We start from the raw sequence: 14855 nt of genomic DNA, 5'->3' as shown, positions 1-14855 counted from the left end.
CTCGTCGGCTCCTGGCCGTACAAGACTGGCTCCAGGCCCTTCCCCCTTTCGCAAGAACCGGAAGGCATTGGGCGATCCGAGGGCGAAGGCTTGGGCCCGGGGGGCTGCGAGGCTACGGATCCAGCTGAATGCGGGTCCGATGAGGCTGCTGCTGCCTCCGCCGGCTGCGCCTAGAAGTAGATCCCAGGGGTCCGTCGGGCGGCAATTCGCTTCGTTGACTGCGTAGGAGAAGCCCGCACCCACGGCAGCGTTGACTGCTGTTGATGTAGCGAGTGCCCGTCCGCCAGTCAGGCCGAGGGATCGGGCTGCGAAGCTGCCTGTGCCGGCATGAGGAGGCCGGCGATGCCGCCGACCAGAGCGCCCATTCCGGCCGCCTTGCCGAATCCGCTGGCGGTGAAACCTCCGTTGCGATGGTGCCAGGTGTAGATGCCACCTTCCACCACAGCGCCGAAGGCAGCCCCGATTCCGGCGCTGACGCAAAGGGGGCAGGCACCGGATGGGTCAGACTGGTTGACGGGGTCGTTGTTGGCGTAGGCATAGGTGGAAGAGTTCGTCGGTGAGGCTGTGTCCGGACGGGGGTCCGGGCTGGTGAAGCGGCCGGCCTTCGGGTCGTACCCGCGGGCTGGAAGATCGATCTTTCCCCGGGATACTTGGTCTTTGAAACTTCCTGTGAAGCCGAAGACGCTGGTCTGCTGTGTGCCGCCGCCGGCTGTTCCGGTGAAGGTGCCCCAGGTTCCGTAGGCGTACTTGTAGTTCTCGACCCCCGACAGGTCCCGGACCGAGGTAATCGAGTTCTGCCGGTCGTGCAGGTAGTAGAAGCTTGCCACTCCGGGTCAGCTTGCAGCCGGCCGCCACCAGCGGTGCGGTCACGGCTTCGTTCAGGATGACTTCCTTGCGGGTGTCACAGCCGTCCGAGCTGCTGAGCCCGCGATTCCGGTGCTTGTACAGGTCCCGCTTGTACCCGGCCCGCTGCTCGTCGGCGGCCGGGATCCGGTCGATCGCCTCGAAGAGCGGGACCGGGGCGCGAAGCCGGGTGGCGCTCGGTGCGGCCGCCGCTGAGTGGGCATCTGCGCGGGACGGTTCGGCGTGGGCGTTGGGCACGCCTGCGGTAAGGAGTTTGATCACGACCGGGGTTGTAGCGGGTCTGAAGTGCGGTTGCCCAGCCCGATGTCGGCTCCTTCACCCAGCTGGGTGGGGGACTCACTGCGGAAACGATCGTCCGACGGGCGAGGTCGAGGTCGTGGTCGAGCAGGGGCGTGCGCGGGCGTGTGGGGGCGCACAAGGAAGCGGATGCGCTTGCTCCAGAAGTTCTGCCGGGACGGCCTGAACGTTCGTGGGGCGGTTTCGATTGGCTGGGGATAGGAGCTGCCCCGTGGCGGCTCCCCGGCTGCCGACTGGGGAGGCACGCCTGGATCTACCGGCTGAAGTACGCCTGGAAGGACTTCCTGCTCCGTGGACATCACCGAACCGCTCGCTCTGGCACTGATAGGGGCAACTGCCGTGCGGGTGTTCGCCCCTGACGTGGCGCGAGGGCTCCGTCGCCTGCTGGGCGCCGGAGTGCGGGTAGGCGCTGCCGAACTCACCGCAGGCCGCAGCCCGGGGTCCGGTCACCTGGACCGGACGCGTGACATGCCGACTGCCGGCCTGAACAGCGCCGGCGAGCAGCCGTGGGGGATCTCATGACCGACGCTGAGGACGATCCGTTCGGAGAGCAGGCGGTCGACGTCGAGCTCGCCGGCGTCTCCGGTGGAGTTCGTTGCATTCCACTCACAACACGGCCCGGCCTTCGTGCGCTACGCGCAGTGGGGAGCTCGGCGACGCCAGGGTCGCCGCGACAGTCGTCGAGGACGTGTTCACGTTCCTGCTGCAGGTTTGGCCCGAAGCGCTGTAGGAAGCCAGCCTCTCCGGGTTCGCCTGGTCCCACCTGCGCGAGCACGTCGCACGCTACAAGGCGGCCGAGGTCATTCCCGTCGCGCTGGTGAAGACCGCCCAGTACGCCGCACTGCGGCGTACCTCCCGGCGGCGTCTGAAGGCTCAACCGGTTTCCACGCTCGGCCTATACAAGGCGATCGCCGAGCTGCCCGAGCGGCACTACGACGTCGTACTCCTGACCTTCGTCCTGGACCTGGAGCGGAGAAAGGTCGCGCAGCTGATGGGTATCTCCACAACCACGGTGCGCTCCCACATCTACACCGCACGCCGCATGCTTGCCGAAAAGATCGACTTGGACTGGACTCCCGGAGAGGAGAAGGGCCTGAGAACGACACAACCGGCGACCCTGCCGGATCGCCGAGTGAAGTGGACAACGAGGCTCTCCTGGCCGCCGAAGTCTTCACCGGCGACTACGCCTTCTACGACGAGACCGCCGCACGCCGCCGCATTGCCCAGCGCGTGGTCGGGCACCGCAAGGGCGTGGCGGTTCCGCGCCCCACGGGCGGTGCCCTGCTCTCGGTCCCGCACAGCGCCGCAGCCACCGGCTGGGGGGTGCCGGCCAGCCGGGCCGACCGTCAGCTGGTGCTGGACGCGGCGTGCCACGTGCGGGCGCCCGTGCTCTCGACCGGCTCGCCCGGGCTCTGGTCGACAGCTCGGAGTTCACCCGGATCGCTTTGGACGCGGACGCCTGGCCCTACAGCCGGCCGTCCGCCCTTCTGTTCGCGAGCCTGCTGCACCTGTCCGGCCGGATGGAGGGCGCCCAGTTCTGGTTTCAGTACGCCGCGGGCGCCGGCTCGGCCACCGCTGCCCGCGCCCTCTACCTCCTGCACCTGTCCCGGTCCGAGGTCACCATCGCTCACCACTGGCAGAAGCAGACCACCAGCACCACCAACGACGACGAGGCCGGCCTGCCCGCCCTGCCTACCGTTCCCGAGGACCTGGAATCCTCCCTGGGTGCCTCCGTCATCTGGGCCTCGCCCCCCCATCTCCACCACCGACCTGGCCCCCCACCCGCCCACCGACCTCAAAGCCCTGCGCCAGTTCCCCCTGCCGCTGCACCGGGCGATGACCGCCCTCGTTCCCCGCGAGGACCTCGCCCACGGCGAGGTCTACCGGACCACCAGCCAGCTCGCCTCGGCCCTGGCACGATGCGCCGGCCTCGCCCCGGCCGGCCTCACCGCCGACGCCAAGCAAGGAGCCCGGGTCGCCCGCCGGGCCCACCGCCGGCCGACCTGCTCCAGCCTGGCCGCCGCCCACCGGGCCCTGCGCGTACTCGAGGTCGTCCACCGCCACACCGGCGGCGTACGCCTCACCCAAATCGCGCGCGAGACCGGCCTGGGACAGCTCCACCTCAACCAAGCCCTCCAACAAGTCGTCCGCGCCCACCTCGCCACCCCCATCACCCCCGACGTATACACCGCCGGCTCCGCCCTGCAGCTCGCGGCCGCCGACCGCGACCGCATGGGCGAGCTCCGCGACACCCTCGGCTACCTACGCGACGCGGTCGGAGCAGCCGTCTACGTCGCCAGCTATACCGAGGGCGACGTATCCATCACCCAATACGCCGACGGCCCCCGCACCCCGGTGGTCCACGAGTGGGTCGATGCGGCGAAGCCGCCCATGCCTCCGCCGTCGGCAAGGCCCTCCTGGCCCAGCTCGGACCGGACGAACGCCGCGACCACCTCACCCGGTACCGCATGGAACCGTTCACCCCCCACACCATCACAAGCCCCGAGGTCCTCTTCGACGGACTCGACGACCGCCGCCCCAGCCAGCCCCTGCTCGACCTGCAGGAGTACACCCTCGGCACCGTCTGCGCCGCCGTCCCCATCGGCACCGGCACCGATCCCCAGTGCGTGGCCCTGTCCCTACCTACCGCCGACCCCGACCGACTCAGGCAAGCAGCACACGTCCTGCGCAACGAAGCCGTCGGGGCCGCAGTACGTCAGGGGTCAGGTACTGGTGTGCAGGTGCTCCTGGCGCGCCCGGACCAGGGCGCGCCATCCGGTGCGTGCCTGCTCTTCGCCGTCGATCCATCGGGCGGTCGAGGCCTCGGTGAGCGTCAGGTCGGCCATGTAGTGGGCGATGTCGTAGTAGTAGGTGTAGTCACCGCCCCGGACATGGTTGCGCAGCCGGTCGATCGCGGCACGGCCCTCGTCCGGCGGGTCGCCGGGCTTCTACGGCGCGCTCGTCCGCGAGCTCCAGCAGCAGATCGAGGCGTTCGAACGCGCCGAGGAAGAGCTGGGCTGGCTGCGCTCGTACGCCGCGCGTCCTGGCACTCCGATCGTCTACGACACGAACATGCTGGTGCACTGGCGGCCGCCGGACGAGGTGAAGTGGACCGAGGTGCTGAGGGCTGAGGGAGTGCGCACCAAGGAAGTCCGCCTGGTGGTGCCGCTGGTCGTCATAGATGAGCTGGACCGGCACAAGTCTGGTGCCGGCGAGCGGGCCGCGAAGGCCCTCCGGTATCTGGGGTCCCAGCAGTACTCGCCGAGAAAACAACGGAGTAGCCCCTGACCTGGACCGTTGCTGTTGAGACGTCGGCTCGTTGGGCTGAACGAGTGAGTCCGGTGTTGGGAGGGGCGGATGGCAACGCGGGTGTTCTCCGACGAGGAGTTGGAGGGCCTACGGTCGTTCCCGGCGATCGGCAAGGATGAGCTGATCCGCTATTTCACTCTGGCCCCGGCCGATGTGGCGTTCTTGCGGAAGTTCCTGCGTCCGCAGACGGTGCTGGGCGCTGCGGTGCAGTTGTGCACGCTGCCGTGCCCGGAGCTGCTTTCCTCCCGGGCGCTGGGGTGTGCTGGAACCAGGATGCTGCGGGTCGCTTCCTGTTCCGAATCGAACTGCCCTGCCGCAATATGAAGTGGCGGACCGTCAGCCGGGGGCGGTAGTGGCGAGGGGGAGCGGGCATGTCGCAGGGGTGGAAGATCACGGTCATAGTGCTGGCGGTGGCCGGGGTCGTCTCGACGCCATTGGTCTGGCTGCTGGACGGCCCCGATGCGGGACAGCTGGCCGGAGCCTGCGTTCAGGCCGCCGCCGGTATTGCGGCTCTGGTCTGGGCGTTGTTTCAGCACCCGGGAAACCGTGCGGACGATACGGCCGTGCGCACCGGGCCGGCCCGCGCGGACGATGGTGGAACAGCGCTGACGGGGGTCAGGCGCCCGCAGGGCCGGGGCAGTGGCTCGGCACAGGCGGAAAGGACCGGCGGCGCCACCGCCACCGGCGACGGCAGCAACGCCGTCAGCGGCATCGACTACACCTGACGGCGCCCAGCCCGGTCAGAACACAAAAAGCGGGGGAATCGGTCGCGTGACCGCAGGAGACAAGAGCCAGCAAGGCCCCATCGACGCCGCCGACGCTGACGTCGCGGTGACCGATACCGGGAACGCTGCGGCCGCGTCGGGGGCCACAGCGGTGAGCGGCTACCGCGGACCGGTACCGGGAACCGACGGCACCCCCGCTGCTCCAGTACGGATATCCGGGACCGGGGATGCGGCCGCGTCCGAGGGCGGGCTCGCCAACACCGGCTACATCCACCAGGTGAGCGTCGAGAAGCTGACCGTGGTGCAACCCAGCGCGGCCCGGGAGCCGGCCCCGTGGCCGCACCAGGTCGGGGTTATCCCTTCCCGTGCACGGTCTTTCCAGGATCGCGCCGAGGCGGAGCGGCTGCGGGCGACGGTCGACGGCGGCGGCACCGCTGTACTGGGCCAGGTCCTGACCGGTATGGGCGGGGTGGGCAAGACCCAGCTCGCTGCCGACTACGCCCGCACCGCATGGGAGGACGGCAGCCAGGCTGGCGGCCTGGACGTCCTGGTCTGGCTCACTGCCAGCAGCAGGGAGGCCATCGTGAGCGGATACGCGCAGGCCGGAGTCGAGTTGTGCCGGGCCGATCCCAGTGATCCGGAGAAGGCCGCCGAATCCTTCCTGGCCTGGCTCACCCCCAAGACGGGAGCCATACCGTGCCGGTGGCTGATCGTCCTGGACGACGTCGCCGACCCGGCGGACCTGCACCGCCTGTGGCCGCCCGCCGGCCCCCGCGGCCGCACCCTGGTCACCACCCGCCGCCGTGACGCCGCCCTCGCCGCAGACGGCCGCCACACGGTCGAGGTCGGCCTGTTCACCACGGACGAAGCCCTCACCTACCTCACCACATCCCTGGCCACGCACGGCCGGGTCGAACCAGCAGACCAACTCACCGCTCTGGCCGGCGATCTCGGACACCTGCCCCTGGCCCTCGCCCAGGCCGTCGCCTACCTCATCGACTCCGGCGACGACATCGCCACCTACCGCACACTGCTGGCTGACCGCGCCACCACGCTCGCCGACACCGCCCCCGACCGCCTGCCCGACGACCAGGCCCGCCCCCTGGCCGCCGCCTGGTCCCTGTCCATCGACCGCGCCGACACCTTGCGGCCGGCCGGCCTGGCCCGCCCCATGCTCCAACTCGCCGCGATGCTCGACGCCAACGGCATCCCCCACGACGTGCTGACCAGTGCCCCCGCCCTCACCCACCTGGCCGCACACCGCACCCAGGCCGACCCTGGACGCGCGCGGCGGCTGAAGTGGTGGCCGGGCAAACGGCAGCGCTCCTCAGTACAGGCCACCCGCGAGGACGCGACGGGAGCCCTGCGGGCCCTGTACCGGCTCAGCCTCATCGACCACACACCCACCACCCCGAACCAGGCCGTCCGCGTCCACCAGCTCATCCAGCGCGCCACCCGCGACACCCTCACCCCCCACCACTACGACCACACCGCCCGCACCGCCGCCGACGCCCTCAGAGCCGCCTGGCCAGCAATCGAACGCGACACCGCCCTCGCCCAGACCCTGCGCGCCAACACCACCGCTCTGGCCACTTGCGCCGAAGACGCCCTGTACCGGCCCGACGCACATGCAGTGCTGTTCCGCACCGGCTACAGCTACGGCCAGGCCGGCCAGGTGACCGCCGCCCGAGACCACTTCCGGCACCTCGCCGACATCGCCCGACACGGCCGCGGCACCGACCACCCCGACACCCTCGCCGCCCGGTACAACCTCGCTTTGTGGCGGGGGGAGGCGGGGGATGCGGCTGGCGCCGCGGCAGCTTTCGCCGAGCTGCTCGCCGACCAGGTGCGGGTGCTGGGCGAAGACCACCCCGACACCCTCCCCACCCGGAACAAACTCGCTGCGTGGCGGGGGGAGGCGGGGGATGCGGCTGGCGCCGCGGCAGCTTTCGCCGAGCTGCTCGCCGACCAGGTGCGGGTGCTGGGCGAAGACCACCCCGACACCCTCGTCACCCGGAACAATCTCGCTGCGTGGCGGGGGGAGGCGGGGGATGCGGCTGGCGCCGCGGCAGCTTTCGCCGAGCTGCTCGCCGACCGCGTGCGGGTGCTGGGCGAAGACCACCCCGACACCCTCGTCACCCGGAACAATCTCGCTGCGTGGCGGGGGGAGGCGGGGGATGCGGCTGGCGCCGCGGCAGCTTTCGCCGAGCTGCTCGCCGACCGCGTGCGGGTGCTGGGCGAAGACCACCCCGACACCCTCGTCACCCGGAACAATCTCGCTGCGTGGCGGGGGGAGGCGGGGGATGCGGCTGGCGCCGCGGCAGCTTTCGCCGAGCTGCTCGCCGACCAGGTGCGGGTGCTGGGCGAAGACCACCCCGACACCCTCCTCACCCGAAGTAACCTCGCCCAGTGGCGGGGCAATGCGGGAGATGTGGTCGGCGCCGCCACCTCCGCAGCCGCGCTGCTCGCAGACCGCGTGCGGGTGCTGGGCGAAGACCACCCCCGCACCCTCGCCACCCGGAACAACCTCGCTTTGTGGCGGGGGGAGGCGGGGGATGCGGTCGGCGCTGCGGCCGACCTCGCCGAGCTGCTCGCCGACCAGGTGCGGGTGCTGGGCGAAGACCACCCCCTCACCCTCGTCACCCTGAGCAACCTCGCCTGTTGGAGAGGCAAGGCAGAAGGGGACTCCCCAAGTGCCGGGTAGCGATCGTTCGTGAGGCACCTCCGCCACCACCACGTTTTCGCAGGTCGCCTCTGTAACGCTTCCCGTGTACGTGCCGATGCCATGCACTCAGGGGTTGGTGAGACTCGCCACGTCATCGCAGGTCAGACCCAACTCCGTTGCTTTCTCGGCGAGAACTACCGCAACCCCCACTGGCGGCCGCCGGACGAGGTGAAGTGGACCGAGGTGCTGAGGGCTGAGGGAGTGCGCACCAAGGAAGTCCGCCTGGTGGTGCCGCTGGTCGTCGCTGCGGAACTGGACCAGCTCAAGCCGGAGGCGGGCACCCGGGTGCTCAGCGACGACTTCGGTATGCACCTGCGGGCTCAGGGGCTGTCTCTGCAGGCCATGCGGCTTCCTGCCGACTATCGCAAGGGTGGTTCAGCTGCTGGCGGCTGAGCGTGGCACCGGAGGCGAAGTGGAGGAGAATGATCCCTTTACCGTCAAGATCATTCCGGAAAGGGTGGTCCCCGTGTCGGACCCGAACACTCCCAGCTTTGAGCCCTTGGATGGCGACGAGGACCAGCTCGCGCGCGACGCCGTGCGGGAGGTCATCGCCTTCCACAACGCCCGGATCGTCGACGAGCGCAGGGCGCCCGTGCCGGACGACGAGCGTATTGAGCAGCTGAAGACGGCCCGGCAGGCCGCGATCGATGAACAGACGCGTCTGGAGACCGCCGGCCTCGGCGAGGCCGCCCGTATCGCAGCCGACTACTCGGCCCGGCTCAAGGGACTTACCGGCCAGTCGTAGAGCCCGGCGGGCAGGGGCAGAGGCCACGCCTCGGGCCGGGGGCGGCCGATCCGGGGCGGCTGCATCCGGGCCGGCATCAGCGGCCGGGCCAGCCCCGCGATCTCGTCCAGCTCCCGCCGGTGCCGCGGCAGTGCCTCGCGCAGCGCCCGGTGCAGCGCCAGGAACGCGGCTGCCTCCGCCTCGGTGTAGGGGCGGGCCCGCTCCCCGGCGAGCGCCCGGGCCAGCTGGGTGCTGCCGTGCTCGGAGCGCAGCAGGGCCTGGCCGTCGCGGCGGACCATGGTAACGGCCGAGACCGCTGGATGCCCGGCCGCGAGGTCGGCGATGTCGGTGAGTGCCTGGAAGCTGTGGACGATCGCGTATTTCTCCAGGGGCAAGTTCACGTAATTCCCCAGGGCCTGGCGTTGAGCCGGGGCTGCTATCCCCGACCAGCTTCCCCGAGCATGCTCTCCTGAGCCGGAGACTGGGCCTCGACGATGAGTACTGTCATGCCAGTGTCGGTCCAGGTCTCGTGCTCCTCGCCTGCGGCCCAACAGGCAGCTTGTCCCCTCATCAGGGCCTCAGGTTCGCCGTCTGCGCCGCAGGCCCACCCCTGGCCTTCTGTAACGATGAGGACCTGTGGCACTGGCGCGACATGCCGCCCGAGGCGTCCGCCTGGGGCCAGGTGCATGATGTTCACGGCGGCAGAACCGCTTCCGCCGTGAACACGGACACGTCGGACACCTTGACTGCCGTAGGCCGTCGTCTGTGAGCCGACAATCGTGTCGATGTCGAGGATCTTCATGCAGGCATTCTGAGGGAGCCTGTCGCACCTCGGAACGGCGGCCTACGTGAGACGAGTGTGAGCCCTGCTGATCAGGGACTTAGCCTATTTTTCGGTGGGGTTCCTTGGCCGCTTGTTCGGGCGGTAGCTGGGTCCGTTCATGATCACCTGGTGGCTGGTGTTGATGAGCCGGTCCAGGAGGGACTCGGCGACGACAGGGTTGGGGAAGAGCGGATACCAGTCGCTGGGTGCCCGGTTGCTGGTAATGGTCAGCGACCGGCCCTGCCGTTCGCTGACCAGCTCGTAGAGGCCATCGGCCTGGGCCGCGCCGAGCTGGCGCATGGCGAAGTCGTCGAGGATGAGCACGTCGGGCCGTACCAGTTCACGGATCCGCTTGTCCCAGGGGCGGTCCGCGTGTCCGCCGGCGAGGTCCGCGACCTGTTCCACGGTGAGGCCGGAGCGCTCGGCCAGGTCCCCGAAGGTGAGGCGGGTGCCGGAGACTAGGGCCTACATTGCGGGGCGGGCGGAGGTGTGGAGCTCCCATTCGTGTCCGGCGGCGCGCAGCACGACGGCCTCGTCGGTTCCCTCCAGCGCGGCCCGGGCGGTGGTGAGGGCCAGGACCAGGCCGGGGTCGGCGGGGACGTCGCCGATGTACGGGAGGGATGGGGCCGGGCGGCCGGGGTCGCGGCCGTCCAGGGAGACGGCGAACTCCGAGACGATGTGGGGGTGGAGGGCCTCAGACACCTCCTTGCCCCCAGCAGGCCGCCGAGAGCCCTCCTGAAGCACTACTCCCTGACAGGTCGTTCTACCAACGGTAGAATCCGCTGCATGAGCAGCAGCAAGCCCACGAGTATCAAAGCGACCGAGGCGACCCGCGACCGGCTGCGCCTCCTCGCGCAAGAGCGCGGCACGACCATCACCGAGCTCCTCGAGGAGCTCGCCCAGAGTCGGCTGACCCGGTCGGAGCAGGAGCAGCGGGCCCGCCTGGCCGCGGCGGAACTCGGGCTGGAGTACACCGAGGACCTCCAGCAGGCCGGGCAGTCCGCCTGGGACAAGATCCGCGCCCATCAGGGCGGCACCGCCGCGTGAGCCTGACGGCCGTCTTCGACCACACCGCCCTGGTCGCCCTTTACCAGGCCGACCCCTTCTTCACCGGCCTCTACATCGAATCCTCCCGGGGCACCGGCCGTGTCCTGATCCCGGCACTGTCTGTCCTCGCCGCCGAACGCGCGACCCCCGGGGCCGGCTCTCGCGCCGCCCGGCTGCGATTTGCCGAAGCTGTGCCCTTCACGACCGCCCACGCACTGGACGCCGGCTCCTGGCCCGCCACCGACTGGGCGGTCACTCACCCTGCGGCCATCGCCTGGCAGGCCGCCAAGACCGGTGAGCCCGTCACCGTCCTGTCCCTGACCCCCGAGGCGTACGAGGGCACCGGCGTCTACCCTCTCGACCCCACCTAACCAGGACGGCCGCGATGCCGGAGGTCACGCACAAGCGCGACCACGGCTTCGGGATCATCAAGTCCGGCGACAGCAGTGAGCGTGCAGATCGGCAACCTCGGCCAGAAGATCGACCGAAACCAGGACCGGATCATTCGACCTTCTCACGCAGCTGGCCGGACAGCGCTCCGACGCCGGCTGACCTCCCGGGCCGGCCCCCGGCCTTGCCTTCCTGCGGCCCCGAACCCAGCACTCTGGTTCGGGGTCGCAGTACGTTTGCGATCAGCGGGTGACGCGTAGGAGTTCCGGTCGGGGGCGGAGCCGGGCTGCCCGCCCAGAACGGTCGCCACCAGGAGGGCCGCCGGGAAAGCCGGGCCAGCACGAAGTGAGCCTCCTCGCAACGGGCTTCAACATGCTCCCGCTGGGTGTCTGCCAGCCCCGTCGGTGGTGGAGAGTGACGGATCACATGCTTCGCTGGTCGTGGGTGTCCTGGCGGAGCTGGTCGGTGTGCCGGGTCAGGGCGTCGATGCGTTCGGCGAGGTCGGCGTCCTGGGGCCGCAGGTGGGTTCGGGTGGCGGTCAGGGGGCGCACGAGGCGGGCGGCGTCGTTGTCGGCGAGAGCCAGGTTCAGGTCGCCGACCGCGTCTCTGGCGCTGGCGGGCAGGTCGGTGAGGGCGGTGATCTGGCCTGCGAGGCGGCGGAGGTCAGCAGCGTTGTCGCGGGCCCAGGCGGTCACGCTGCGGTCGGCGGCGCGGGTGTCGCGGGTGGCCTGGACGCGTTCCTCGCCGGTGCTTCCGGCGGTGCCGGGACGCAGGCGCAGGTAGCGGCGTTCGGCGGCCTGGCGGCTGGCGACCCCGAGGGGTCCGGCGAGGTCGGCCCAGCTGGCACCCTCGCGGCGGGCGGTTTCGATCAGCCCACTTTCCCAGCCGGCGAGTTCCTCGCGGACCTCGCGCAGCATCAGCAGTGCGGCCAGGGCCGGGTGCGGGCCGGAGTCGGCCGCGGGCGGTGCTGTCGCCGGTGTTCCCGCGGAGGATTGCTGCGCCTTCTTTACGGACTGGTTGATGTCCTCCAGCGCTGCGGCTGCGGCAAGGAAGGGGACTGGTGTGGCCGGCGGGGCGGCTTCGTTCATGAGACTCTCCGTCGCTCTGTCATCCTCCAGATGACTCCCTGCTTGTCATCGTTTCGATGACATGCTACAACGGTGGCACGTTGAAGCGCATTGGCAGTTCCTGCCTGAACCAACTGGAGGTGTTTCGCGATGTTGATGCGCACCGACCCGTTCCGCGAGATGGACAGGATCGTCCAGCAGCTGTCGGGTACGTCCGGGACCTGGTCCAAGCCGTCGGTCATGCCGATGGACGCCTACCGCGAAGGCGACGTGTACGTGATCGCCTTCGACCTTCCGGGGGTGAGCCCCGACGCGGTCGACATCGACGTCGAGCGGAACATGCTGACGGTCAAGGCGGAGCGCCGGCCGGCCGCCAAGGGCGACACCGTGCAGATGGAGCTCTCCGAGCGGCCCCTGGGTGTCTTCTCCCGCCAGATCATGCTGGCCGACACCCTCGACACCGAGCGCATCGAAGCCGACTACGACGCGGGTGTCCTGACCCTGCGGATCCCAATCGCCGAGCGCGCCAAGCCCCGCAAGATCAGCATCGGCGGAGCGGCGGACCGCAAGCAGATCTCCGGCTAGAACCTGCCCGCGTCAGCCGGCAGAGGAGGGCGGGAGGAGCCAGATCCCCCTCCGGCACCCCGCCCTCCGCACCCCCTGGACCCTTCATGCCTTCCCCGGAGGTGACGTGATGCCGATACGCAGGGAGACGTTCCTGGCCCACGTTCAGGAACGCGGCGAGTACGAGACGACGGAAGAAGCCGACCGCGTTTCCCGCGTCGTCCTGGCCCTGCTGGGCGCACACCTGGTCGGCACCGTGCGGGCCGAGCTCGCCGCCCGTCTCCCCGAGACCTACGCCCTCATCCTGCTGAACCCGTTGCAGGCCTCGGAGCCGCTTTCGCCGGACCGGTTCGTCCGCGCGACCGCGGCCTGGATCGAGGGCGCCACCGAGAAGACCGCCCTGTGGGACATCGGCGCGGTCCTGTCCACCGCGGCCGCCGCGGCGGGCAACACCCTCACCCGAGATGTCCTCCTCCAGCTCCCGCCCGGTTACGACCTCCTCTTCGGCCACCCCCGGCCCACCTGACCACCACGCTCCGAAAGCCGGATCCTTCACACAGAAAGGGCAACTGCAGCCATGTACGACCAGCCTCGAGCGAACCCGTCCCGGACGGCCATGACGTTCGATCAGATGCTGGAACGCGTGCGCTACGAAGGCGCCTATCCCACCCGCGAACGCGCCGAGGAAGCCGTCCGCACCGTCCTGGCCGCCCTCGGCCGCCAGCTCACCGGCGACGAGCGCGTCGACCTCGCCCAGTGCCTGCCCGTCGAGGCAGCCCTCACCCTGACCGCCCAGATCCCCGACACCCAACACCTCACCGGCTGGGGCTTCGTCAAAGACCTCGCTGTCCGCACCGGCGCCACCCCGGCCACCGTCCGCTGGGACACCGGCGCCGTCCTCGCCGTCGTCACCCGCCTCGCCGGACCCGACCTCCTCGCCCGCATCCTCCGCCGGCTCCCCGGCGGCTACGCCCTCCTTTTCGGCCAGGCCGAACTGCGCCAGACCCAGCTGCGCGCCGCAGCCGCCTGAGGGCTTGGCACAGCACCAGGATGCATGGTGTGGCCCGGTCGCGCTGCGGGCCGGCCACGCCGTGCATCCCGGCCGGTGATGCTGCGATCGGACCCACGACCCAGGTCCGTCTGATTGGGATTCCGCTTGTGTGGGCACACGCCCGCGCAAGCCATTCGTGCAGGGGAGGAACGCTTTCATGTCTCACGTCGCCACAGCCGCCATTCCCGCCCGGGAGACCGCCCCGGACGCCTTCATCCGTGCCGAACCCGCAGCCGCCACCGGGCAGCTCGCGGGGCCCCTGCCGCGGATCGACAACGCCCGCGAAGTGGCGCCCGCGGACGCGCGTGAGCTGTCGCGTCTCTTCCTGGTGCGGCTGCGGGAGCTGGAAGAGGGGACCCGGGAGTACCAGTACGCGCGCAACACCCTGATCGAGATGAACATCTCCCTCGTCCGCTTTGCAGCACGCAGGTTCACCGCCCGCATCAACGCCGGCATCGAGCTCGACGACGTCATCCAGGTCGGTACGATCGGCCTGATCAAGGCCATCGACCGCTTCGACTCCGAGCGCGAGGTCGAGTTCTCCACCCTCGCCCTCCCCTACATCACCGGTGAGATCAAGCGGTACTTCCGCGACACCACCTGGGCCGTGCACGTCCCCCGCCGCCTGCAGGAACTCCGCATCGAACTCGCCAAGTCCCAGGAGACCCTCACTGAGGCTCTCGGGTGCGCACCGAGCGTCAAGGAGATCGCCGAGCACCTCGAACTCTCCGAGGAAGACGTCATCGAGGGACTGGTGGCCGCCAACGGCTACAACAGCGACTCCATCGACTCGGCCACCGGCGCCACGGAGCGCACGGCCGCGCGCCGCGAGAGCCGGCCGCTGAGCGACACGGTCGGTGACGTCGACCCGGCCATGGTCCTCTTTGAGGACTTCCACACCCTCGCGCCGCTCTTGCGCGAACTCGACGAACGCGACCGCAAGATTCTTCGGATGCGCTTCGGCCAGGAGATGACCCAGTCCGAGATCGGTGCCGAGCTCGGCATCTCGCAGATGCAGGTGTCGCGCCTGCTCACCCGCATCCTGACCCGCCTGCGCAGTGGCATGCTCACCGCCTAGGCAGGCCGTGCACCGCAGTCGTGGTCCGGCACGTACGAGAGCCATCGACGCCAAGGGCCTGGGCTTCCTTCCCGGGGGACGTGCGGCACAGGGGCCCATGCCGCCGCGACCACCTAAATCAGGCGGCGGGCACCGGCCGGACGGCACGCGGGGTGCAGTCAAGTAGGCGAGGCGGACACACTGCAGGGCCG

The 14855-nt window shown here is 70.1% G+C and carries 18 protein-coding genes and 2 pseudogenes; 14 read left to right on the top strand and 6 right to left on the bottom strand.

What is annotated here, in order from left to right:
* Positions 1–287: 287 nt before the first annotated feature.
* Positions 288–827, bottom strand: coding sequence for an RHS repeat-associated core domain-containing protein (locus Sspor_RS02400; protein ID WP_202197491.1), 540 nt, complete (start codon positions 825–827; stop codon positions 288–290).
* Positions 828–1978: 1151 nt separating this feature from the next.
* Between Sspor_RS02400 and Sspor_RS40205 the strand changes: the two genes are divergently transcribed.
* The 8 genes and pseudogenes from Sspor_RS40205 to Sspor_RS02360 all read left to right on the top strand — a co-directional run bounded on the left by Sspor_RS40205 (position 1979) and on the right by Sspor_RS02360 (position 8665).
* A complete protein-coding gene (locus tag Sspor_RS40205; protein ID WP_237403613.1) occupies positions 1979–3001 on the top strand; it encodes a sigma-70 family RNA polymerase sigma factor in 1023 nt (340 codons plus the stop codon).
* 173 nt (positions 3002–3174) lie between these two features.
* Positions 3175–3860, top strand: a pseudogene (locus Sspor_RS40200) (IclR family transcriptional regulator); the annotation flags it as partial.
* A 196-nt stretch (positions 3861–4056) separates the two neighbouring features.
* Positions 4057–4449, top strand: a complete 393-nt coding sequence (locus Sspor_RS40195) for a PIN domain-containing protein (protein ID WP_237403612.1) — start codon at positions 4057–4059, stop codon at positions 4447–4449.
* Between the two features lie 69 nt (positions 4450–4518).
* Positions 4519–4794 (top strand): DUF4158 domain-containing protein, encoded by a 276-nt coding sequence (locus tag Sspor_RS02380; protein ID WP_202197489.1) that lies wholly within the window; start codon positions 4519–4521, stop codon positions 4792–4794.
* Positions 4795–4841: 47 nt separating this feature from the next.
* On the top strand, positions 4842–5195 hold the full coding sequence (locus Sspor_RS02375; RefSeq protein ID WP_202197488.1) for a hypothetical protein: 354 nt from the start codon (positions 4842–4844) through the stop codon (positions 5193–5195).
* Between the two features lie 46 nt (positions 5196–5241).
* Positions 5242–7899 carry an FxSxx-COOH system tetratricopeptide repeat protein gene (fxsT, locus tag Sspor_RS02370; protein WP_237403611.1) on the top strand — a complete coding sequence of 886 codons (2658 nt, stop codon included), beginning with the start codon at positions 5242–5244 and terminating at the stop codon, positions 7897–7899.
* Positions 7900–8121: 222 nt separating this feature from the next.
* The gene (locus Sspor_RS02365) at positions 8122–8313 is read left to right on the top strand and encodes a hypothetical protein (protein WP_202197487.1); all 192 of its coding nucleotides are present in this window, start codon (positions 8122–8124) and stop codon (positions 8311–8313) included.
* Positions 8291–8665 carry a hypothetical protein gene (locus tag Sspor_RS02360; RefSeq protein ID WP_237403610.1) on the top strand — a complete coding sequence of 125 codons (375 nt, stop codon included), beginning with the start codon at positions 8291–8293 and terminating at the stop codon, positions 8663–8665. The genes Sspor_RS02365 and Sspor_RS02360 overlap by 23 nt, the downstream gene beginning before the upstream one ends.
* Here the strand turns inward: Sspor_RS02360 and Sspor_RS02355 are convergent.
* From Sspor_RS02355 to Sspor_RS02340, 4 genes and pseudogenes are all read right to left on the bottom strand, one after another.
* The gene (locus Sspor_RS02355; protein WP_202197486.1) at positions 8626–9045 is read right to left on the bottom strand and encodes a hypothetical protein; all 420 of its coding nucleotides are present in this window, start codon (positions 9043–9045) and stop codon (positions 8626–8628) included. The genes Sspor_RS02360 and Sspor_RS02355 overlap by 40 nt on opposite strands.
* Before the next feature lie 35 nt (positions 9046–9080).
* A complete protein-coding gene (locus Sspor_RS02350) occupies positions 9081–9446 on the bottom strand; it encodes a cupin domain-containing protein (RefSeq protein ID WP_202197485.1) in 366 nt (121 codons plus the stop codon).
* 84 nt (positions 9447–9530) lie between these two features.
* Positions 9531–9863: pseudogene (locus Sspor_RS02345) on the bottom strand (ATP-binding protein); the annotation flags it as partial.
* A gap of 69 nt (positions 9864–9932) precedes the next feature.
* Positions 9933–10169, bottom strand: coding sequence for a hypothetical protein (locus Sspor_RS02340; RefSeq protein WP_202197484.1), 237 nt, complete (start codon positions 10167–10169; stop codon positions 9933–9935).
* A gap of 84 nt (positions 10170–10253) precedes the next feature.
* Here Sspor_RS02340 and Sspor_RS02335 point away from each other — a divergent pair, with 84 nt between their 5' ends.
* Both Sspor_RS02335 and Sspor_RS02330 read left to right on the top strand, forming a co-directional pair.
* On the top strand, positions 10254–10514 hold the full coding sequence (locus Sspor_RS02335) for a hypothetical protein (RefSeq protein WP_202197483.1): 261 nt from the start codon (positions 10254–10256) through the stop codon (positions 10512–10514).
* Entirely contained in the window at positions 10511–10885 is a 375-nt protein-coding gene (locus Sspor_RS02330; protein WP_202197482.1) for a PIN domain-containing protein, read from the top strand. The genes Sspor_RS02335 and Sspor_RS02330 overlap by 4 nt, the downstream gene beginning before the upstream one ends.
* Before the next feature lie 441 nt (positions 10886–11326).
* Here the strand turns inward: Sspor_RS02330 and Sspor_RS02325 are convergent, their stop codons facing one another.
* Positions 11327–11992, bottom strand: a complete 666-nt coding sequence (locus Sspor_RS02325) for a serine/threonine-protein kinase (protein WP_202197481.1) — start codon at positions 11990–11992, stop codon at positions 11327–11329.
* A 129-nt stretch (positions 11993–12121) separates the two neighbouring features.
* On the opposite strand from Sspor_RS02325, the gene Sspor_RS02320 reads away from it, so the two are divergent.
* The 4 genes from Sspor_RS02320 to Sspor_RS02305 all read left to right on the top strand — a co-directional run bounded on the left by Sspor_RS02320 (position 12122) and on the right by Sspor_RS02305 (position 14664).
* Complete coding sequence (locus tag Sspor_RS02320) at positions 12122–12556, top strand: Hsp20/alpha crystallin family protein (RefSeq protein WP_202197480.1); 435 nt, start codon at positions 12122–12124, stop codon at positions 12554–12556.
* Between the two features lie 109 nt (positions 12557–12665).
* The gene (locus tag Sspor_RS02315) at positions 12666–13061 is read left to right on the top strand and encodes a DUF2267 domain-containing protein (RefSeq protein ID WP_202197479.1); all 396 of its coding nucleotides are present in this window, start codon (positions 12666–12668) and stop codon (positions 13059–13061) included.
* A gap of 51 nt (positions 13062–13112) precedes the next feature.
* Positions 13113–13565 carry a DUF2267 domain-containing protein gene (locus Sspor_RS02310; protein ID WP_202197478.1) on the top strand — a complete coding sequence of 151 codons (453 nt, stop codon included), beginning with the start codon at positions 13113–13115 and terminating at the stop codon, positions 13563–13565.
* A 178-nt stretch (positions 13566–13743) separates the two neighbouring features.
* Entirely contained in the window at positions 13744–14664 is a 921-nt protein-coding gene (locus Sspor_RS02305) for a SigB/SigF/SigG family RNA polymerase sigma factor (protein ID WP_202197477.1), read from the top strand.
* Positions 14665–14855 lie beyond the last annotated feature (191 nt).

It is taken from the genome of Streptomyces spororaveus (genome assembly GCF_016755875.1).
GTDB classification, from domain to species: domain Bacteria; phylum Actinomycetota; class Actinomycetes; order Streptomycetales; family Streptomycetaceae; genus Streptomyces; species Streptomyces spororaveus.
This window is presented reverse-complemented; position numbering and strand designations above follow the sequence as displayed.